The sequence below is a fragment of the Cupriavidus phytohabitans genome (genome assembly GCF_017815025.1).
Classification (GTDB): Bacteria; Pseudomonadota; Gammaproteobacteria; order Burkholderiales; family Burkholderiaceae; genus Cupriavidus.
Window position 1 is genome coordinate 1 of record NZ_JAGIQB010000071.1, and the last position, 21,332, is coordinate 21,332.

A 21,332-nucleotide genomic window follows, 5' to 3' on the forward strand; every position below is an offset into this window, starting at 1 on the left:
TTTATGACCTAATTCATTGCTCAAGTTGGCGCAAGAGGCAAGTGGACCCAAGCCTGTGTCCCCGACTTCACGCTGATTTCTTGCCGGCGCGTCGTATCGGCGTCGGCTCGGCCGGCGCCGCGGCGCGCTTGCTTTGCCGCCGCGCTGACGTCGCCTCTGCTTCGGTCTTGCTTTTCGTGGCCGCCGTCTTCTTGCCCAGGCTCGCACGCAGCGCATCCATCAGGTCGATGACCTCGCCACCGCTGGCAACCTCGGCCGGCTCCGGAGACACGATCTGCTTGCCGGCGATCTTGGCGTCAATGGCGGCGAGGACCCTGGCCTTCTCTTCGTCCTTGTACTGGGTCGGGTCGTACTCGTCCTCCGAAGCCTGGTCGATCAGCTGGATCGCCAGCTTGAGCTCGGCCTCCGAGACCGCCACCGCATCGATATGCAGCTCCCCGATATTGCGCACTTCGTCGGCGAACAGGAGTTGCTGGAACACCAGTCCGCCCTCGACTGCGCGGATCTGCACGATATGGGATTTGCCTTTGGCGGCCCACTTGGCAATGGCGCAGCGTCGCGTCCTGGCCATGGCTTCGCGCAGCAGGCTGTAAGGCTTGCCACTGCGCTTGTCGGGCGCGATGAAATAGGCCTTGTCGAAGTACAGCGGATCCACGCTTTGCTCGGGAATGAAGGCAACGATGTCGACCATGTGGCTGGCGCTTTCCTCCAGCGCCTTGAGTTCGTCGGGCGCAAAGATGACGAAGCGGTCCTTCTCGAATTCATAGCCCTTGACCATGTCGGCGCGCTCGACCACCTTCTGGGTCTGCACCGAGATGTACTGCTGCTTCAGCCGGGAGCCTTCCTTGCTCAGCAGATTGAAGCGCACCGCGGCGCTGGCCTCGGTGGCGGTGTAGAGCTTGACCGGGATCGACACCAGACCGAACGACAGGGACAGGGAGGCGAGGGATCGGGCAGCCATGGGAGACTCCACAATGCGTTTGCGGCACGGGTCAGCGTAACCGTGCGATAGCGTCAGTTAAGGTCTGGCGGCTTTCCCAATAGGATGCCCATGGGTCCGCGACCTGGAAGCTCAGGTATTCGCGGGCGTCACGGATCGTCCATTGGGCGCCATTCTTGAGTTTCGGCAACTGCTCCCACGACACCGGCATCGAGACCCCCAGCCCGGGCCGGGCACGCGCCGAAAACGCGGCAGCCGTGGTTTGCGAAAAGCCGTTGCGCAGGTAGTCGACGAAGATTTTTCCCTTGCGGTTGGCGGCGCCGGAGCGCGCAGTGAAGCGCTGGGGCAGGGTAGCGGCCAGATGCTGGACCGCGGCTCGCGAGAAGGTTTTCACCTCATCGTACGAGCGCCGGGGTGCCAGGTGTACCACGACGTGAAGGCCCTTGCCGCCGCTCGTCTTCAACCACGACTGCAGGCCCAGTTCGTCCAGCAGCGCGCGCACCAGCATGGCTGCCTCAAGCATCGTCTCCCATGCGACGCCTGCGCCGGGATCGAGGTCAAAGATGACACGGTCCGGATGGTCGATGTCGCGGGCGGTGGAGTTCCAGGTGTGGAATTCCACCACATTCATCTGAGCGGCCGCGACAATCGCTTCGGGTGAATCGGCTGTCAATAACGCCGCATGTCCGGGCCAGAGCGACGCCGGCTGCTCGGTCAGGCCCGGCATCGCGGTCTCGGCATGCTTCTGGAAAAACGTCGCGGCATCAATGCCCTCGGGGGGGCGCACCAGCGACAGGGGTCGGTCTTTCAGGTGCGGCAGCATCCGCCTGGCGATGCTCTCGTAATAGCGCACCAGTTCCACCTTTGTGATGCCTTCGGACTTGTCGATGACACGTTCCGGATTGGTGACCTTGATGGCGGCCATGCCGTGGGGTGTCACCGCGGTCTGCACCGCCTCGCGCCGGATCGACTTCGCGGCATGGTCCGTGCGCAGGCCCTTGAATGAAGCATGGGGAACCTGGCCTTCGGGCGTCCATTCGGAGAATTCAACTTCGGCGACCAGCGTCGGCCTGACCCATTGCACCGCCGCATCGCGGCGGCCGCCCCAGCGACGGCTGGCCCGTGCTTCCGTCGAGAACGGGCTCTTGTCGACCTGCAGTTTGGCGAGCCGCTGGCGCAGGTCGGTCGCCGCCGCGCTGTCCCAGCCCGTGCCGACGCCGCCGGTGTAGCGCAACTCGCCGTCGGCGTAGACGCCCAGATAGAGTCTGCCGATCTCGGTGCGGGAGCCTTCACGGTCGGAGAAGCCGCCAATGACGAACTCCTGGCGCAGCTTGCACTTGGCCTTCAGCCAGCTCGGGGTGCGCGCCGACACATAGGGGGAGTCTGCCCGCTTGAACATCAGGCCTTCCAGACCGAGCTGGCAGGCGGCTTGGAACATCTGTGCGGGCGGCGCGTCGAAGGCCTCGCTAAAGCGCACGCGTTCCGTGTGGGCCGCGATTAGCGTGGCCAACTTTGCCCGGCGCTGCACCAGCGGCAAGTTGCGCAGGTCGCGGCCTTCCCAGTAGGGCAGGTCGAACGCAAAGTAGACGATGGCCTCATTGCGATGGCCGTCCATGGCGTTCTGCAGGGCATTGAAATCCGGCATGCCGTCGCGCAGCACGACGATCTCGCCGTCCAGCCAGCCTTCGGAGATGTCGAGCTTCTCGATCTCCGCGGCCAGCGAACGCAGCTTGCGGGTCCAGTCGTGCCCATTGCGGGTAAAGAGTGTGACCCGGGCGTCGGAAATCCGGGTCAGGATGCGGTAGCCGTCGAACTTGGTCTCGATGATCCAGCCGCTGCCGGTGGGGAGCGTTGGCGACAGCGTGGCCAGCTGGGGTTCGAGTTTGGCCGGGAGCGGGGCGCGCGGCGCGCGCTTGATGGCGCTGGTGGGGTCCTCGTCGAGGACCGCGACGGGTTCGTTGGCGCCATCGTCCGCATTGAGCGTGCCCAACGGCTTGGCGATGACACTGTCCGGCAGCGCGGACAGCACATCGAACTCCGACAAGGGGCGTGCCCACGCGTCGCGCTTCTTGAACAGGATCCACTGCTCGGATTTGTCGCCTGGCTTGGCGATGCGCACCAGCTCCCAGCGGCCGGCGAGCTTTTGGCCGTGGAGATCGAAGAGAAGTTTGCCGGCGGCCATGCCCTCGCGGGGGTCGCCAACGGGCACCCAGGTGCCGCGATCCCATACGATCACCGATCCGGCGCCGTATTGCTTGGGCGGTATGTCGCCCTCGAAGCTGGCATAGTCGAGCGGATGGTCCTCGACATGGACGGCAATGCGCTTTTCCGCAGGATCGTAGCTGGGGCCTTTCGGCACCGCCCAGCTGAGCAGCACCCCATCGAACTCCAGCCGGAAGTCGTAGTGCAGGCGTCGGGCCCAATGCTTCTGGATAACGAAACTCAGACGTGCTTGCTTCTTGCGACGCTGTCGCCCTGCGGCCGGTTCAGGGGTGACGCTAAAGTCGCGCTTCTGTTCATAGCGCTCGAGCGCCGGCGACGGCGCCGTCCCGCGGCGCTTGGTCCTTGCCCTCACTTGGGTCGTCGCCATCGCATGATGCCTTTCCGTCTTCCTGCTCCACCGGCGAGTGGCACGGCCCAACTTCTGTGGTGATTATCCTGAGCGCGAAGGACTGAAAGACCATACCGGTTGCGGCCTTTTCCCGATCGGCTATCCCTTGATGTCGCGCGGATCGTTGCCGAACGAATTGCGCTCCCGAATCTGCCCGTCACGGCCGTGGATAAACAACTCGACCTGCTTCTGCTGGGCACGCTCCCTGCCTGCCGCAATCGCTTCGTCCTGGGTGTCGAATGTCTCGCGGGCGTGGCCGCCCTCGGTCTCAACGGCCCAGCGGTCGTCGGCCGGGACCACGTGGATGTCTTGTCCGGGCATGGCTGTCTCCTGAAGTGATGGAGCCAGTCTGTGCCTGGCGATTAGGCGTCGCTATCAGGCGCTGTCCGACAAAAGAAAGCCCTTGGCCTGCCTGCCAAGGGCTCCAAATTTCGACAGGCAGTTCGCAGACCTGTCGCTTGCCATCGTCCATGACCCACGCATGGCCACATCCCCTCATTCGAGGAGGTCTGGAAAGCGCATCAACCGGCTAGCGTTTCGAAATGCGAGGCGAATGTGGAGATGGATATTCATATCTCTCAAGGGCGTCGCAACAGAAGGATTTCAAAGTGAAGCAAGCAACGCCCATCGATCCGACCTAGTATGAAAGCGGTCCGCTTCCGAAACGCTAGGGGGAACGGACATGGATGTCTTCCAGATGCAGCGGCAGCACTTGGCAGATGCCCGCAGTAGCGTGATGGAAGGAAGGGAACGAGTGCGACAGCAAATAGAGACAATTGTTGCGCAGATCTCGCTAAACACCGCCGCCCAAGCCACCTGCCCAATTGTTGTTGGGTTGGGGCCACATGCGAAGAACACTTAGCGTACAGGGTTCGACGCGCCTGGAGCGACCTGGGGGGATTTGGCGATCTCACTATCGATATGCTTACCGTCCAAGCTGCGACTCCCGCCCGTCAAGCGCGTCATAGAAGTGAGCGAGGCTTTTCCCTCACCTCCGGAGCGCGTAAGCTCAGCGGGATGGTTTTCCGCACGCCAGGATTAATGCAACGCCTGCGACGTGTCCCGACCGTGATCCTGGCGCGGCCAACGGCAATACATTGCCTCGTCGCGCAGCGCGGTCTCAATTAAGGCCTTCCGCTGACGCCCGAGACTGACCGCATCGCGTAGCGCTACGAGCAACTGCCAGGAGACTCAGTATGTTGAGTGATTCCGACTTCCGTGAACGCATCAGGAGAACCCTCGTAGATACCGTCCCCATGGAGGCAGCAGCGACCCGGTCCGGTAAAATCCAGCCATGAAATGGCTCATTGCATCGCTTGGCATGGATGTCGCGACCCCGAGCATTCACGCCTTGTCGCTGGAACAGTGCGAGCAGGCGATTCGATACGTTGAGGAATTTCATGCTTCCCGCCGACCGGATCGGCCCGCTTGAACCTAAGGCCAGTTTAGCGCGGTCAAAGCGGTTGATTTGCAAGGACCCGCGGCTAGCAAAAGTCCTGGCTCTTCGTGTCGAGCTGGCGCAGCGTCCACGATAAGTCACGACGCGTTGCGTGCGGGTGGGGAACCCAGAAAAGAACCTCCCGGTACCGGGGGATCCCGGGAGGCCGTAAAGGCGAGGCAAAAAAAGCCGCCTCGCGCATTCCATGCTGGATGATGTTCCATGGGCTTAGCATCCGCTTTAGTGTTTAAACCGTGGTTCTATGAAGTGTGTTTCAACGACGAAGCCGGTGATTCATCAGCCCAAACCGCGTCAATGACGTTGACATGGCAAAACTCCCTCAGCAGCGCTGCCGTGGTGCGGTGAGTCGTCAAGGATCGTAGGTCAGCAGAAGTTCCGGCTCCGCGTGTCGAGCTGGCCCAGCATCCACGACAAGTCCACGACGCGTTGCGCGATCAGGTGGCGTACCTCACCCTCGCACTGCCATTGCCCATAGACGCCGACCAACGACGCGCTCAGGATTTCCTTGCGGAAACGCTCCAGCACGGTGGGCCAGATGATCACATTGACGACCCCGGTCTCATCCTCCATCGTCATGAAGACGACGCCATTCGAGGTGCCCGGCCGCTGGCGCACCGTCACGATGCCGGCGCCACGCGCGACCTGACGGCTTTGGTAAGTGGCCAGGGTCGAAGCCGGCACGAAGCGCCGCGCGGCTAGCATCGGACGGAGCAGGGCGAGTGGGTGGCGGCGCAGCGTCAGGCCCATGGCGCGGTAGTCGCTGACAATCTCTTCGCCTTCCGTGGGCGCCGACAGGATGGGCGCATCCTCTGGGAGATCTGCCGGGCGCAGCAGATCCTTGTCGGGCACGGCGGCGGCAGCCTGCCACAGCGCCTGGCGGCGGCCACCGGTGAGCGAGTGCAGCGCATTGGCCGCGGCCAGCACCTGCACGTCGTGCCGGTCCAGGCCCGCGCGCGTGGCCAGGTCTCGCACCGATGCGAACGGGCGAATCGCCCGCGCTTCCTCGATGCGTTGCGCGGCTTCGTTGCGCATGCCGCGCAGCAGCGACAAGCCGAGCCTGACTCCGGGGCGGGCGTCGACAGCCTGGCTTTCCAGCGATGAGTCCCAGCCGCTGATCCCGACATCGGCGGGCAGTACGTCCACGCCGTGCCGTTTGGCATCCTGGATCAGCTGCGAGGGCGTATAGAAGCCCATTGGCTGGCTGTTGAGCATCGCGCAGAGGAAGGCTTGCGGCTCATGGCACTTGAGCCAGGCACTGGCATAGACCAGCAGCGCAAAGCTGGCTGCGTGGCTTTCCGGGAAGCCATATTCGCCGAAGCCCTGAATCTGCCGGAAGATCCCTTCCGCGAACTCGCGGCCATAGCCGCGCTCGAGCATGCCGGAGACAATGCGCTCGTAGTACTTGTCCAGGCCCCCTTTGCGTTTCCACGCGGCCATCGCGCGGCGCAGCTGATCGGCCTCGCCCGCCGTGAAGCCGGCCGCCAGCATCGCCACCTGCATCACCTGTTCCTGGAAGATCGGCACGCCGAGCGTGCGCGACAGGGCCTGCTTCATGGCCTCGCTCGGATAGGTCACCGGCTCGAAGCCTTGCCGCCGTCGCAGGTAAGGGTGAACCATGCCGCCTTGCACCGGCCCCGGGCGCACGATCGCCACCTCGATCACCAGGTCATAGAAGGTACGCGGGCGCAGGCGCGGCAGCATCGACATCTGGGCCCTGGACTCGATCTGAAAGACCCCAACCGTGTCCGCCTTGCAGATCATCTCGTAGGTGTCCGGGTCTTCGGCGGGAATGTCCTGCAACGCAAAGGCCTCGCCACGCTGCTGCGCCACCAGGTCTAGGGCTCGGCGCACCGCTGACAGCATACCCAGCGCCAGCACGTCTACCTTGAGCAAACCCAGGGCATCGAGGTCATCCTTGTCCCACTGGATCACGCTGCGGTCCGCCATGGCGGCGTTCTCGATCGGCACCAGGCGGGACAGCTTGCCGCGGGACAGCACAAAGCCGCCGGTATGCTGCGACAGGTGACGCGGGAAGCCGAGCAGGGCCACGGCCATGCTGGCCCATCGTTGCGACAACTCCGCGTCCGGATCCACGCCGCTTTCGTTGAAGCGCTTGAGCAGATCGCCCTTGCTATCGAACCAGTGGTGGGACTTCGCCACCATGTCGACGATCGCCGGATCGATGCCCAGGGCCTTGCCGGTGTCGCGCAGCGCGCTGCGGGGCCGATAGGTGAACACGGCGGCGGTCAGCGCGGCGCGCTCGCGGCCGTATTTGCGGTACAGATACTGAATTACCTCCTCGCGACGCTGGTGCTCGAAATCGACATCGATGTCGGGCGGCTCGCCACGCTCCTTGGAAATGAAGCGCTCGAACAGCAGGTTGCCCCGCGCCGGGTCGACCTCGGTGATGCCCAGGCAGTAGCAGACCGCCGAGTTGGCCGCCGAACCCCGGCCCTGGCACAGAATGCCTTGAGAGCGGGCAAAGGTGACGATGTCGTAAACGGTCAGGAAGTAAAACTCATACGACATCTCGCGAATCAGGGCGAGCTCGTGCTCGATCTGCTGCTGCACAGCAAGCGGGATGCCGTGCGGAAAGCGGCGGTGGGCACCAGCAAAGGTCTCCGAGCGCAAGTATTCCGCCGGCGTGACCCCGTCCGGTACCAGTTCGTCGGGATATTCGTAGCGCAGTTCGTCCAGCGAAAATTGGCACAGGTTGGCGATGTGTACCGATTCGGTCAGGTAGCGGTGGGGATAGATGTTGGCCAGGCGCAGCCGCGAGCGCAGGTGCTGCTCGGCGTTGGGGGCGAGGTGGTAGCCGCACGCCGACACCGGGCGCCCGATCCGGACCGCGGTCAACACGTCGTGCAAGGGCTTGCGCGAACGCACGTGCAGGTTGACGTGGCCAATGGCGACGAGGCGCAGGTGGTGCCGGGCCGCGGCCGCTTCGACGTTGCCGCGGTGCATGTCATCCATCGGTCGATAAAGCAAACTCAATCCCATCCAGGCCCGCCCGGCAAAGGTGGCGCTGACCCAGGCAGCCTGGGCCTCGAGTTTGTCGACCGGGGCGTTGTAGTCCGGCGTGAAAACCACCAGACAGTCGGGCAAGCCTTTCAAATGCTGGTGCGGCGCTTCGGGCATGGCCAGGTCGCGCGGCGTCAGTACGTACGAGCCCTTGGCTGCCCGCATGCGCGCGAGCGTGATCAGTTCACACAGATTGCCGTAGCCCTCGCGGTTACGGGCCAGCGCCACGAAGGACAGGGCGGGCGAGCCGCCGGCGTTCTGCAGGCGGAACGAAGCGCCGACCACCAGCCGAACGCCCGCCTTCTTCGCCTCGATATGCGCCCGCACGATGCCGGCGAGCGAGCATTCGTCGGTGATGGCCAGCGCGTGATAGCCCAGCTGCGCGGCGCGCTCGGCCAGTTCTTCGGGGCGGGAGGCGCCGGCCAAGAAGGTGAAATTCGACAGGCAATGCAGCTCCGCATAGGCGGGCAGGCCTGCGCCGGTGATCGCTTCCATCCCGATTAGCCGAAGAGGCCGTGCAGGTACCAGCGCGCCGCGTCGCCCTCGCGGCTGCCCATGCGTTCCTGGAAGATCCAGTAGCAGGTGTGGTCGCGCGCCTCGGCCACGTAGTAGTCGCGCGTGACCAGCTCACCGCCCCACCATCCCGCTTCGATGCGCTCTGGCGGCGAGACCAGATGCAGCGGCGAGCCATAGAACGGCCGGTGGTCGCGCTCAAGCAGCGGTACCGGCTTGCCGAGCAGCCAGGTCGGGCGGGGCAGGGCCGCCGGCAGTGGCGACCGCACGGGCTTCTCGGTCGCCGGTTGCCAGCCATTGGCCACCTCGGGCCGGTAGTCGGCCTGCAGACAGGGCAGACGCACGTGATCGGCGCCCAGACGCGCGACTAGCAACTCCAGCAGGCGTGCATGGTCAGCGGGCGTGCCGCCGGGCTCGGGAAAAAGCGAATCACTGGGCGGTGCGACCGGTTCGGTTTCGAGCGCGGACAGCGCCACCGCGATCATCGGGGCCTCAACGGTGAGGCGGGCCAGCCGCTCCTTCACCAGGCGCACGAGATGCTCTTCATGCCAGTTGGGCTCGGCGAGCGCGATCTCGAGCCTGGTGGGCGCAACGGCGGCGGGGCCGCGCTCATGGCGCAGTTCGACGCCAAAGCGGCGAATCGCCAGGTGCCTCGCGGTCAGCCAGCCCACCAGCTGCACCAGTAGCCCGCGGACATACAACAGGGCTGCCTCGGCGTTCTCCATCCGGTCCGGCAGGTCCACCGCAGCATCGAAGGCGGGCGGCGCCTCGGCCCAGGTGAAGATTTCCGGGGCTTCGCCGTGCGCCCGGTCCAGCGCCGCGACGATGTCGCCGCCGCATCGTCGCTGCAGGCCGGCGCGCGGCAGCCGGCGCAGATCGCCCAGGATGCGGCAGCCGAGGCCATCGAGCCATTCGGTGAACGGGCGCGCCTCGGGTAGAACGTCTACCGGCAAGCCAGCGATCCGACGCTGCAGCGAAGGCATCCTCAGGGAAGTGCCGCCCCCGGCGCGGGCCAGCAGCCAGGCGCCCTGTGCCGTTGGCGCGCAGCCCGCGACGGCGCTGAACCCCATCGCTTGTACGGTTGCCCGCATCCGGCCGCGTAGCTTGCGCGGCCCGCCAAAGAGCCGAAGCGTGGTGCTGACGTCGATCATGACAGCGGCCTCGTCGGCCGCCACCACGTTCGGCGAATACTGCAGCATTGCCATGGTGACGCGCGCCTGCGCCGCTGCCTCGGCACAGGCGTCCCGCTCGTACAGAATGGTCTGGGGCGCGATGGTCTGCACGCCGCCGCGGCGCATCTGCAGCTTGACGCCGGCACTGACCGCCAGTGGCGAGGCCAAGTGCACGCGTTCGCGCTCGATGACAGCGACGGCCAGCTCAGTGGACCAGCTCGGACGAAAGACTTCGAGCGGCAGGCACGGCAGGCGCAGGCAGATCCAGAGGCGCAGCATGGCGGTACAGCAAAATGGGGGAGGGTTCCAGCGTCAGAAGCAATGGCGACTCCTGCTGTGGCCCGCGGCGCTTCACGAACTGGACCCGGACGCCGCTGGCCGCCGGCTCCAACGCCAGTCGCAACGGCGCGGGCGAGGCGTCCCGTGCGCAGGCGCTTGGGCGCACCACGAAGAACAACGTGTCCGACGATTGAGCGGCCATATGCAGCCGCCGCAGGGCGTCGTTGCGCAGGTGCGACTGCCAGAGGATGAGGACGCCACAGGTACCGGCGCGCAGCATCTGTTCGGCGGCCCACAGGGCGTCGGCCGTGCGCTCGGCGTCGACCCAGAGCAGTTGTTCCGGCGGGATGCCCCAGCTGGCGAGCGCCAGCGTTTGCGGGGCGTGCGGTGGCGTCAGTAGCGCGATCGGGCGTCCGCACCGGGCTGCCAGGGCAGGGCGGAGCAGGCGCAGTTCACCGATCCCGGGCTGGCGCTGAAGCAGTTCCGTCAGGCCGCCGATCGGCCAGCCGCCGCCGGGCAATTCGCGGTCCAGCGAGGGATGTCCAGTCGACACGGCGCGCGCGTAGCCGCGGGCTAGCTGTGAGGCGAGCCAGAGCGAGGGATGGATGGATTCGGGGGCGACTGTCAGCATGAGGGCTCCTGGTTACAGTCTACTGTATATTTATACAGTGGTCACCTGTACAAAAACGGGTGCCTTTCCACGCTAATTGGGAGCGCCGGAGAGTGGGGGATTTTGAATCCGAAGCCATGATTGAAATCCTGCCATCTCGCTTAATTTGCGCAGAATGCTGCATTTTATCCCGCAACATGTGCGGTAAATTTCACAGTTAAGCTCTTCCACGGCAACGCTTGTATGTCAGAAAAAAATAGGTTAATTTCTGACTTATGAAAGCGACCACACCATCCATCCCGGACCAGATCATGAGACGCGCCCACGCTGCCGGACGTGGGGGCGTTTTCACCCCCAGTGACTTCCTGGACGTAGGAGGTAGGGCAGCCGTTGACCAGGCTCTTTCACGGTTGACGAAAGGCGGAAAGCTCCGTCGTTTGGCGCGAGGCCTGTACGACTTTCCCAAGCTTCACCCGAAGCTTGGCCCGCTTTCTCCAGCGCCTGATGACGTGGCGCAGGCACTCGCGCGGGAGACCGGATCTCAGGTACAGATCGCCGGCGCACGCGCGGCAAATGTCTTGGGGCTGACCACGCAGGTTCCGGCGAAAACGACCTATCTGACCAACGGCCCCTCTCGCCGTGTCGTGCTCGGCAAGCGCGTCGTCGATCTGCGGCATGCTTCGCCCAAGCATTTGATTGCGCCGGGCAGTGCGGCGGGCACCGTGTTTCAGGCGCTTCGTCATGTGGGGCCCGTCCGTGCGGCGGACGTTGTGCAAGTCGCAGCGAGTCGTCTGTCGGCCAGCGACAAGCGGACGCTCGCATCCACCGCGATCCAGGCGCCCGCCTGGATGCGACCGACCCTCGTATCGATTGCTAACGCGGCAACGGGTGAGATCGATGGATAAAGTCGCCAAGCTTCCAGCGGATGATCGAGCCGCTCTCTTTGGCGAAACTGGCGCCGGTCGAGGGGTCGCCAATACGATCATCGAAAAGGACTTCTGGGTCTGCTGGACGTTAAAGCGACTGTTCGGCCTGCAGCGCCAGGACGCTGCGGCCCTCGTCTTCAAAGGCGGAACATCGCTATCCAAGGCGTTTGGCGCCATCCGCCGCTTCTCCGAGGATATCGATCTGTCCTTCGATCGAGCCGACCTCGGCTACACGGGCGACCGCGATCCAGAAATGAAGGGAATCAGCGGGAAGCAAGCGAACCAGCTCATCAAAGAACTGATAGGCGATGTTGAGGACCATATTGCCCAGAAGCTGCTACCCTCGCTTCGCGCCGCAATCGTCGAGCAACTGGGCGAGCCGAGCCAGGGGCGGTGGTTCCTGGAGATCGACAACGCCGACGCGCAGACGGTGAACTTCCATTATCCGACCGCACTACAGGCCTCCGAATACGAGGGCATGGCTTATATCACCCCGCGGGTAAAGCTCGAACTTGGCGCACGCGGTGATCCTTGGCCGACCGAGCAGCGAGTGATTCGCCCTTACGCGGCGGAGGACTATCCCAGCTTCTTCGAAGACTCCACCTGTACGGTGACCGTCCTGTCAGCGCGGCGCACTTTTTGGGAAAAGGCCACCGCATTGCATGCGGAAGCACACCGCCCAATGGAGACGCCGACGCCACAGTATTTTTCGCGGCACTATTACGACCTCGCCATGCTGTTCGACACCGAGGAAGGGAAGCAGGCCGCAACCGACTTCGGCCTGCTCGCACAAGTCGTCACGCACAAAGCAACATTCTTTCGGTCGAGCTGGGCGCGTTACGACCTTGCAAAGCCCGGCACCTTACAGCTCATCCCGAACACGACGCGCATCAAGGATCTGCGCATTGACTACCGGGCGATGGCGCCAATGATGTTCGATGAGAACCCGCCTTCGTTCGAAGATGTTCTTGCAAGGGTCGAGAACCTGGAACGAACCATCAACGGCTAGCGACAAGGCGGGCTTGCTGCCGCGATTTCTGCTCAGGAGCGCACTTTCAACGCCCGCAGACGACGGCTTTACAAAGAAATCAGCGATCGCGAACAGTCAGCTACTTTCACGTATGAAAGTACATTTAACATAATTTTTATTATGCGCAACGAATTTGTAGCAGCAAAGCGGTAATGTCCGGTTTTAGCAAAGCAGAAATGTCCGCCTGAGGCGCTCTTCATGGTATTCAGCCTGCCCGGTTGAATGCAGAGAGAACGCCAGGCGATGGCTAAATCCGACGTCATTACAGTAAGCATGCGAGAGTTAGACAGGCTCAAGACCGTCCAGGCGGTCGTGGATGGTCAGTTGCGGCCCGGCGTGGCCGCAGAACGGTTGCAGATCACCGACCGGCAGTTCCGGCGGTTGCTGGAGCGCTATCGGCAGGAAGGACCGTCTGGACTGGTCTCCCGCAAGCGCGGCCGGCCCGCCAACAACCGCCTATCGGCCGATCGTGAGGCCGCAGCGCTTGACCTGATCCGCGAGCATTACGCTGACTTTGGCCCGACCCTGGCCGCCGAGAAGCTGCGCGAGCGTCATGGGCTGACGCTGTCCAAGGAAACGATTCGCCGGCTGATGACGGTGGCCGGACTGTGGGTGCCACGCAAGCAGCGGCCACCAAAGGTCTACCAGCCTCGTAACCGCCGCGCCTGCTATGGCGAACTGATCCAGATCGACGGCAGCGATCACCGCTGGTTTGAGGAACGCGCGCCAGCCTGCACGCTGCTGGTCTATGTCGACGATGCCACCAGCCGGATCATGGAACTGCGCTTCACTCATTCGGAATCCACGTTCACATACTTTGCGGCGACGCGTGCCTATCTGGATGGAGCGCCACGGCAAGCCGGTGGCGTTTTACAGCGACAAGGCGAGCGTATTCCGCGTCAACAAGCCGAACGCGGCCGGCGGCGACGGACATACCCAGTTTGCCCGGGCCCTATTTGAGCTGAACATTGAGGGCATCTGCGCCAACAGCAGCCAAGCCAAGGGCCGCGTCGAACGGGCCCACCAGACCCTGCAGGACCGCTTGGTCAAGGAACTGCGGTTGCGTGGCGTCAGCACTATGGAGGCCGCCAACGCCTTCATGCCCGAATTCATCGCAGACTACAACGCACGATTCGCCAAGGCGCCGCGCAATGACCACAACGCCCATCGGCCACTGCGTCCAGACGAGAACCTGAAACTGATCTTCACCTGGCGCGAACCGCGCTGCGTATCCAAAAGCCTGACGATCCAGTACGACAAAATCCTCTATCTGCTGGCGGATACACCCGAGCATCGGAAACTGGCCGGTCGCTATATCGATGTCTATCACTATCCGGACGGCAGGATCGAGCCACGCGCGAACGGCGCTGCCCTGCCCTATACCATCTACGACCGGCTATCGGAGATCGATCAGGGCGCGATTGTGGACAACAAGCGGCTCGGAGCTGTGTTGCAGATTGCGCAGTTTGTTCAGGAAAAGCGCGACAACACACGGTCACTATCTCTGCCTGGAACGGAGGGAGTTCCCCGCAAGCGTGGACGGCCGCCCGGCAAGAAGTCGCAACGGTCGCTGGGCCAGAACGATATGTTGGAAGCTCTGCAACGCTTACAGCAGCAGCCGTGGCCGCTTAACGGCACCGAGAACTGAACCCAGCTTGCTACTGGAATTCAAATCCGCTCCGCCGGCATGACAGCTTCACCCTGAGCTAGATTCAATCGTGTCAGGCCAGCACCACCGCCTTACGGGAAACCCGGAAAACTGACCAAGCAAGTTGAAGCCTGACCGGACATTTTAACTTTGCTGGCGCCCGGACATTTCAACTTTGCCTGGACAGTTGGTATGTTCTGAAGTGTTGCGTGTAGGACGGCATGGAGACTTCAGGTACCGCAACGGAAAAGTGCTTTTATGGTATCTTTCGCCGTTGCGTTTTGTTGTGGGTTTTATGTTCGTTCAGGTCAGCGCCGCCGCCGTGCCGCGGGCGCTCCAGGGGGTTGCGCTGGTCGACAGCAACCACACGCCCAGGTACTGGGCCACAGTCTGGCTGCTCATCGCGGGTGCTCAATGGGCAACGTCCACGCAGACCGTCCGGCTGCGGTACATCGAGAACCTGTATGAGCATGCGGATCGGTCATTCCAGGCGAATGCGCTGGATGACGCGCTCTCCGACCTTGACGGATCCGCGCCTCGATCTGTCGCATCTTCGCGTCCGCCGACTTCGACAGCCATGTGACCACCGACGTCACGAACGCCAGTCCGGTCTGCCACCGGTCCTCGTTGCTGCGCGTGGCGACAGGCTGATTACGCAGACTCACGAACCTCCAGGCCCGCCGTTGCGTCGCTGACGGGAATTTGCCTGACCGAATGGGAGTATGAAGACGTTGGCAGCGACAGCCGTTACTCGAAACCCAGCATCAAAACGCTCCATTTTGCCGGATGTTCAGCCAGTACCGTGTGCGGCCAAGTTCGCGGTCATAGCTGCTCTTGATGGCGTCGGCTGGCAGCAGCAAGAGTTCGCCGCGGCGCAGACCCTGATGCTGTGACTGCATCGTCCAGGCGGCCGCGCCCAGCCGTCCCATTGATCGCGGTATGCCGGGTCCCGGCCTGCTCGCCCATGTCCTGGTTAGCAAGTTCTGCGACCATCTCCCGCTGTACCGTCAGTCAGTGATATACGCACGAGATGGTGTCGAGTTGAGCCGATCGACGCTGGCCGATTGGGTCGGCCAGGCCAGCGCACTGCTGCGCCCTCTGGTCGATGCCATTCGACAGTACGTGATGGCGGCCTCGAAGATCCAGGCCGACGACACGCCGGTCCCGGTGCTCGAACCGGGCAATGGCAAGACCAAGACAGGCCGGCTCTGGACCTATGTGCGTGATGACCGGCCGGCCGGCTCGACGGACGCGCCGGCCGCCTGGTTCGCATACAGCCCCAGTCGCTCGGGAGAATATCCGCAAGCCCACTTGAAGGGCTTCAGGGGAGTCCTGCAGGCTGATGCGTTCGCGGGCTACAACGCCATCTATGAGAGAGGTGACGTGCGAGAGGCCGGATGCGTCGCTCACGCAAGACGCAAATTCCATGACCTGTACCTGGCTCGCAGGAACGAGGTCAACACCGAGGCATTGCGCCGGATCGGCGAACTGTACGCGATCGAGACCGAGATCCGCGGCAAGCCACCAGACGAGCGAAGACGCGTCCGACGGGAACGGGCGCGGCCCTTACTGGATGCCTTTGAAACGTGGTTGCGCTCGACACTCAGCACGGTGTCGCACAAAAGCGATACCGCGAAGGCCATCAATTACGCATTGAATCAGTGGGCCGCACTAACGCTGTATGTCGACCAGTGCAACCGTTCGGCGGCCACGCCGGGCCGCAACTGACCATCCACGATCGCCTGGACGGTCTTGAGCCTGTCTAACTCTCGCATGCTGACTGTAATGACCTCGGATTTAGCCATCGCCTGGCGTTCTCTCTGCATTCAACCGGGCAGGCTGAATACCATGAAGAGCGCCTCAGGCGGACATTTCTGCTTTGCTAAAACCGGACATTACCGCTTTGTCGCATAACAATCGTTGTGCTCAATGATAGCTATCGTTACTGGGAATCCGATAGTCGGCCGGCGGTTTGCAGAAATTTGTTCCCGGTTTGTGCAGAATCTTGTTCCTGGCTCCATGGGCCCGGCTGATGGACGAGCCTTCGAGGCGGCCAGAGCATGGCAGTAGCCCCCACCCACCCCGCCCGCGTGGCCCCGACTTGGCACAGTAATCGCGCGGCACTCCCTGACGGCAACCGTCACCGGCTTCGCAATCCGTAGCGTGCCGGCCAGCAACGGCTCGAGCCGTTGGCAAAGGAACAAAATTACTCCTAACGTCGGTCGGAGGAACAATGTTCTGCAAAATTCCTTGGCATAAAATTGTTCCCAGCGCCTCGGAAACGGCCAGCTGGCGGGCGACCCGCAGGAACAATATTGTGCAAACCGATGCACAATTGCATGATGCCGCGTCTAGCGCTCGTCCCGGGCAACGTCTATGTGTTGCCGCAGCGGCGAAACTGCTCAAGCGCCCGCCAGTGGGGGGGAGCACGTTACCGCGATGCCGTCCGCCAGATACGCATATGGCAAAGCCCCATGATCCGGGGCTTTCTCTCATACGCTAGCCGGCGCCCATGTCTCGACGCCGAACCGTCTGCATGCGGTAAGTATGCCCTTGTCCAGCGTGGCAATCTGCCAGTCATTGACGCGGGCCACCACGAAATACAGGCTGTCGTATCCCTGCAAATGGAATTCGTGCGCGCGACGCACCATCGCTTCCATCGGGTAGTACTCTGCGACGATTTCGCTGATGGTGGCCTGGATATAGGCCGCGCACTGCGCAACCTTTTCCTCGCCCCACCGCGCCGATCTGCCATGTCTCAGCAGCTTGTGCGAGCACTCCACGAAAAAGATGTTCGGCACCGCTGCCCTGATCGTGCCGACCGCAATCGCATCATGCACGGACGCGCTATAGCGCAGCATTTCCTCGTTGTCGGACGGCAGGAACCACCCCAGCGCGACGCTAGCATCAATGACAACAGTCGTCATTCCTCACCGTCACGCATGCGTCGCACGGACTCCATGACCCCGACCTCGCCGGCGCGCGCGACGCGCGGACGCGGCAGACCGCGCCGCATCTCCGCGAGCTTCTTGAGGTTCACGGTGCAATGGATATGCACTGCGTCTGCTCCAGCCGGCAGCGTCACGCTCACCGACCGGGGCTTCTCCGGCATGTCCGGCGCGCCCTTGCGTGCGCGTTCGATAATCTTGGCTGGCAACATGGCTACCCCTCTTGACATGCCGCCATTATATCGCCATCGCTTCCCGCTTGAAGCGGCCTTTGCTGTCACGGGCCGGCCTGCCGCACTTGCGCTTGTGCGTCATGATTTCCCCTCGGTGGTGGATTTCCAGATGCAAGTCTAGCCGAGCGTGCGAAGCGGCCGCCGCCTCGATGCTTGCGGCCCGAACGAAGATAAGACTATCGTCGTCGAGGCGGTAGATCAGTAGAAAGTCACCGCCGCATTTTCTGGCGGTCTGCGCTGACGTCAGTTCGGCACCGAACAGTCAGCCCAGACCTGTACGGCCATACAAAAACACCGCGAGCGATCATGTTGCGCGCGCGGTGGCCAGACGCTTGGCGGCGATCGGGTCGTTGCGCTCAGGCAGGCCGGCCAGTGCCAGGTAGGTGTCGATACGCGGCCAGACAGCATCCCAGGCGAACTCATTGATCAGCGGCAGGTTGAGGGCCTCGTAGATCGGCGCCCAGACCTCTTGCCCCCCTTCCCGGCGTCGTACTGACAGCGCGGGGTTGAACTGATACCAGCCTTGTTCGAAGCGCTTGAAAAGCATCCGGTTGTACGCGTAGTCGCGCCCCACCTCGTTCCTCGACAGCACGCCAGACAGATGCGTGCGCTTGTTGCGCTCCGGGCGCACCACATTGGCAGGCAGGTGCTGCCAGGCCGCTAGCAGCGCTTGCGTTTCGAAAGCGCCATAGGGCCGGCGCTGGTGGTGGGTGAAGCGCGACTTGAACATTGCCCACATCGTCTGGAACAGGAAATATTCGGACAGATGTCGGTCAATGCGCACCAGCCGCGCTCCGGTATTGACGTCAACACTCGCTGGCGCCAGCAATTCGTAGAGCGCTGCAAAGGGTCCGGCGGCGAAGCGGGGATCGCGAAAGGCTTCCAGCATGGCCCAGTGCAAAGCGTTGCGGCCGTAGTGGTCGATGTTCTCGCGATCCGCGCCACGTTCCAGCAAGGCCTCCACCAGTGCAACGTTGCCGGCGGCGGCCGCCGCCATAAGCGGCGTCTGATTCATCGGCAGACGGTGCTCAATGCCGTGCCGTTCGCATTGCCGCAGGATTTCCTTGAAATTACCGGCGAAATACGCGGCAAGGCTTTTGCGAGCCAGGCCGCTTCGTTGTTTCGAGAAATGCTGGGCGGCGGCGAAGGCGGCCTCGTGCACCAGCCGTGCGGCGAGTACCGGCTCGTCATGGCTCGCGGCAATTTCATAGAGTTGCTGTTTGGGCTTGGCGCCCGGCACCTGCTCTCGGAACACCTTGAGCAGCAACTCCTGCAGCCTGGTCTGGTCGAATACCGGCCATGGAGGTGGCACTTCCTTCAGGATGCTGCGGCGGATGGCGTCGGCCTGCTCCTGCTTGCCCTGCAGCTCGAGCTTTATCGCTTCCTTCTGCCAGTCCTCGAGCGTGGCTTGCCGCGTCTCGACCTTAGCCTGCCCTCCTTGCGCCGGTTCGAGCAATGCGAATAGTGGATGCGCGGTATCGGATTCAATTAGGTACAGATTCTTGACGGCGCGCGTCATCGCCACGTAGAGCGCATTGACAAAGAACTTGTAGACCTCCAGCGACTTGTCGCTCTTGTCCCTGGCGCGGCGGTAGGTGAGCGTGTCCGCAGCGAGGTCTTGTCTGTCGACGCCTTCGGCGATATCGGCAAACTCACTGCGATGATCAGAGACGAAGCGGTAAAGCACAATGTTGTCGTATTCCAGCCCCTTCGCTTCATGGATGGAAAACAGCAGGGGCGTGGAAAAATGCCTTCTCGCTTCGGCCTTGTCCTCGTCGCGCAACACAAGTACGGCACACTGCGTCGACTGACGGATGCGCTGGTCAAGCTCTCGCTTGACGTTATCCTTGTCCGGTAGCAATGAGACCTGGCCTGCTTCACCGCCTACCGCGTCGACAAGGAAGTTGCTCTCGCGGTCGATCGAGCCGAACCGGCGGTGTTTGACCTTGAGCAGTCTGTTAGCAACGCGCGTCGCCTCGCTGCCGTTGCGAAAGTTCGCAGTGAGCACACGCAACGTCTGCTGCTCGGCGAGCTGTGGATCATGCCAGAACAGGCCCTTGACCTGACTCCAGCTGAAGAAATTCGGATGCACTATCTGGTTGGAGTCGCCGCACAGGAGGAACTGGCCGGGTTTCCTAAGCGTTTTGAGCACCAGCGCCAGCTGCACCATGGTCAAGTCCTGGACCTCGTCGATCACGATGAAATCGTAGCTCGGGCTCGCCAGCGGCTGCCACGCGTGGGCCACCAGGTTGAGGTCATACAGGCCATTGTCCGAAAGCCACGCACGATACTTCTCGAACAGGTCGTAGAGGCGCCCGCGCACATCCGCGGCGAAAATGGACTGACGCACCCCAAGGGCCATGTAGGTATCGCGTTCAAGTACGCCTTGCGCCGCGGCAGCGATAACACCGCGGATTTCCTCGAAGGCCTGGTGGCCGTCAATATCGCGGAAACTGTGGCGCTGTCGCTCGAACCACTGGGCAAAATCGCGCCATCCCGCCTCGCGGCCCTCCGGCATGCGGATCGATTCGATGAACTCGCGGTAGGAGAGGAAATCCGCCTCCTGGTTGGAATGCTCAAAACCATTGGCGTAGTAGAGATCGCGCGCATTGCGCGCCAGATAGGCGGAATGCGTGACATACAGCGTCGCGCCCTCCGCTTGCTTAAGCTTTTCCAGGGTCAGCGCGGTCTTGCCGCTGCCGGCGGACCCGACCACGACGAGCGGGGATGGCTGACGGTAGACAGCTTCCTGCGTATCATCGAAGGAGATCGGCTTGTCCAGTAAGTGGATGTCGGTGCGTGTGGGATGCAGGTACCGCACAGGCTCGGCCGCACGCGCCGCTTCGGCTGCATCGATCTCGGGAATCTTGTTCTCGTTAATCTCCGTGCCGCGCAGGAAACGACTGTTCCGGTAATCATGATTCTCGATCACCTCAAGCATCAGCGCGCAGGTCTGGCCGTCGTGGCGCACCAGCGAGAACAGCAGCCGGTTGGCGTCATCCAGCCGGGCCCGGTAGAACTTGCCGTGCGTGAGGCTGGACAGCTTCTTGACTTGCGCGGCTCGGAAGTCGTCGCGGGAAATCGCTTCGGTGACTTTGCGGTAAGCGCCTTTGACGCGGGAGACGTCAAGACCGACGTATTCGAGAATCTTCATAGCCGAGCGGAGGCGGGGCAGCCTCGAGCGTTCATCAAAGCGGCTATTGTAGTTCGGTCTGGTTGGACCCTCGCTTCATCACCCTCGCGAGCCGCGCTCCGCGGGGCCTCTTCAGGGCTTCTGCGGTTGCGCGGCCATCAATTCGAAGAAGGGAGGGCTCAAGAGCAAGTCTGGTGGGCCGGGTGGGATTCGAACCCACGGTGGGAGATCTCCGGCGGATTATGAGTCCGCTGCCTGCAACCGACACGGCGTCCGGCCCTGTAGCGGCGCGCGAGATTTTACCCTGAAGTTCGCACAGTCGCCATTGCCGCTTCTCGATTTGTAGTGATCGATCGAGTCCTCCATCTAGTCTCCTGCCACGCGTGGCCGCGGGCCCACCCGCAGATTTCGGCCAGAGGAACGATTTCCACTTTCGCATCGACCAACTACGGCCGAACTCAGAGGCTAAGTCCGAGGCCGTCACCGAGGTTGGCTGCCAGCGCCGACAAGTTCTGGCAGAACTTGCGTTTTTCCTCTGGCACCCCTGGTTGGGCGGCAATCTATCCCTTGAACAAGCAAAACGACTCTGTGGAGATCGCTGTCAGGCGCTCCATGACGCCCGTTTTGGTAAAGACGATCGAGCTTACCCGAGCGCCACGCAGGAGCTGGGTGATTCCATATGACATGGCTGCCCCGCTGTCATCCGCAATCGTGGACGCCAGCGTCGCTTCCGGGGTTCTGTCGCAGTAACGGTACGGAAGTAGAATTTGCGGTCGTGAAACTTGAAGGCCAGAAAATGATTCAACCAG

The 21,332-nt window shown here is 62.8% G+C and carries 13 protein-coding genes, 1 tRNA gene and 2 pseudogenes; 5 read left to right on the forward strand and 11 right to left on the reverse strand.

Annotation, left to right across the window (positions count from 1 at the left end; genetic code table 11):
* Positions 1-67: 67 nt before the first annotated feature.
* The 6 genes from ku to imuA all read right to left on the reverse strand — a co-directional run bounded on the left by ku (position 68) and on the right by imuA (position 10,626).
* Positions 68-961 carry a non-homologous end joining protein Ku gene (ku, locus tag J8I34_RS30420; RefSeq protein ID WP_209807898.1) on the reverse strand — a complete coding sequence of 298 codons (894 nt, stop codon included), beginning with the start codon at positions 959-961 and terminating at the stop codon, positions 68-70.
* Positions 962-992: 31 nt separating this feature from the next.
* Positions 993-3,530: a DNA ligase D gene (gene ligD / locus J8I34_RS30425; protein ID WP_209807900.1), complete on the reverse strand. Its 2,538-nt coding sequence runs from the start codon at positions 3,528-3,530 to the stop codon at positions 993-995.
* A gap of 120 nt (positions 3,531-3,650) precedes the next feature.
* The gene (locus J8I34_RS30430) at positions 3,651-3,872 is read right to left on the reverse strand and encodes a DUF2188 domain-containing protein (RefSeq protein WP_029050178.1); all 222 of its coding nucleotides are present in this window, start codon (positions 3,870-3,872) and stop codon (positions 3,651-3,653) included.
* Between the two features lie 1,501 nt (positions 3,873-5,373).
* On the reverse strand, positions 5,374-8,526 hold the full coding sequence (locus J8I34_RS30435; protein ID WP_209807903.1) for an error-prone DNA polymerase: 3,153 nt from the start codon (positions 8,524-8,526) through the stop codon (positions 5,374-5,376).
* A 5-nt stretch (positions 8,527-8,531) separates the two neighbouring features.
* The gene (locus J8I34_RS30440) at positions 8,532-9,995 is read right to left on the reverse strand and encodes a Y-family DNA polymerase (RefSeq protein WP_209807904.1); all 1,464 of its coding nucleotides are present in this window, start codon (positions 9,993-9,995) and stop codon (positions 8,532-8,534) included.
* The gene (imuA, locus tag J8I34_RS30445; RefSeq protein WP_209807906.1) at positions 9,922-10,626 is read right to left on the reverse strand and encodes a translesion DNA synthesis-associated protein ImuA; all 705 of its coding nucleotides are present in this window, start codon (positions 10,624-10,626) and stop codon (positions 9,922-9,924) included. The genes J8I34_RS30440 and imuA overlap by 74 nt, the downstream gene beginning before the upstream one ends.
* A 290-nt stretch (positions 10,627-10,916) precedes the next feature.
* On the opposite strand from imuA, the gene J8I34_RS30450 reads away from it, so the two are divergent.
* The 5 genes and pseudogenes from J8I34_RS30450 to tnpC form a co-directional block, all read left to right on the forward strand.
* Complete coding sequence (locus tag J8I34_RS30450; protein ID WP_209778435.1) at positions 10,917-11,510, forward strand: DUF6088 family protein; 594 nt, start codon at positions 10,917-10,919, stop codon at positions 11,508-11,510.
* Positions 11,503-12,540 carry a nucleotidyl transferase AbiEii/AbiGii toxin family protein gene (locus J8I34_RS30455; RefSeq protein WP_209807914.1) on the forward strand — a complete coding sequence of 346 codons (1,038 nt, stop codon included), beginning with the start codon at positions 11,503-11,505 and terminating at the stop codon, positions 12,538-12,540. The genes J8I34_RS30450 and J8I34_RS30455 overlap by 8 nt, the downstream gene beginning before the upstream one ends.
* A gap of 264 nt (positions 12,541-12,804) precedes the next feature.
* Positions 12,805-14,209, forward strand: a pseudogene (locus J8I34_RS30460) (ISNCY family transposase).
* A gap of 722 nt (positions 14,210-14,931) precedes the next feature.
* Complete coding sequence (locus J8I34_RS30465; protein ID WP_209778163.1) at positions 14,932-15,102, forward strand: hypothetical protein; 171 nt, start codon at positions 14,932-14,934, stop codon at positions 15,100-15,102.
* A pseudogene (gene tnpC, locus J8I34_RS30470) lies at positions 15,098-15,892 on the forward strand (IS66 family transposase); the annotation flags it as partial. The gene J8I34_RS30465 and the pseudogene tnpC, both read left to right, overlap by 5 nt.
* A gap of 809 nt (positions 15,893-16,701) precedes the next feature.
* Here the strand turns inward: tnpC and J8I34_RS30475 are convergent.
* The 5 genes from J8I34_RS30475 to J8I34_RS30495 all read right to left on the reverse strand — a co-directional run.
* Positions 16,702-17,136 carry a type II toxin-antitoxin system VapC family toxin gene (locus tag J8I34_RS30475; protein WP_209778160.1) on the reverse strand — a complete coding sequence of 145 codons (435 nt, stop codon included), beginning with the start codon at positions 17,134-17,136 and terminating at the stop codon, positions 16,702-16,704.
* Positions 17,133-17,369, reverse strand: coding sequence for a hypothetical protein (locus tag J8I34_RS30480; RefSeq protein ID WP_029050350.1), 237 nt, complete (start codon positions 17,367-17,369; stop codon positions 17,133-17,135). The genes J8I34_RS30475 and J8I34_RS30480 overlap by 4 nt, the downstream gene beginning before the upstream one ends.
* Before the next feature lie 325 nt (positions 17,370-17,694).
* Complete coding sequence (locus tag J8I34_RS30485; protein ID WP_209778158.1) at positions 17,695-20,544, reverse strand: ankyrin repeat domain-containing protein; 2,850 nt, start codon at positions 20,542-20,544, stop codon at positions 17,695-17,697.
* Positions 20,545-20,715: 171 nt separating this feature from the next.
* Positions 20,716-20,803 (reverse strand) — tRNA-Ile (locus J8I34_RS30490).
* A gap of 280 nt (positions 20,804-21,083) precedes the next feature.
* The coding region (locus J8I34_RS30495) for a hypothetical protein (protein WP_209778155.1) at positions 21,084-21,332 on the reverse strand (249 nt) is incomplete at its 5' end.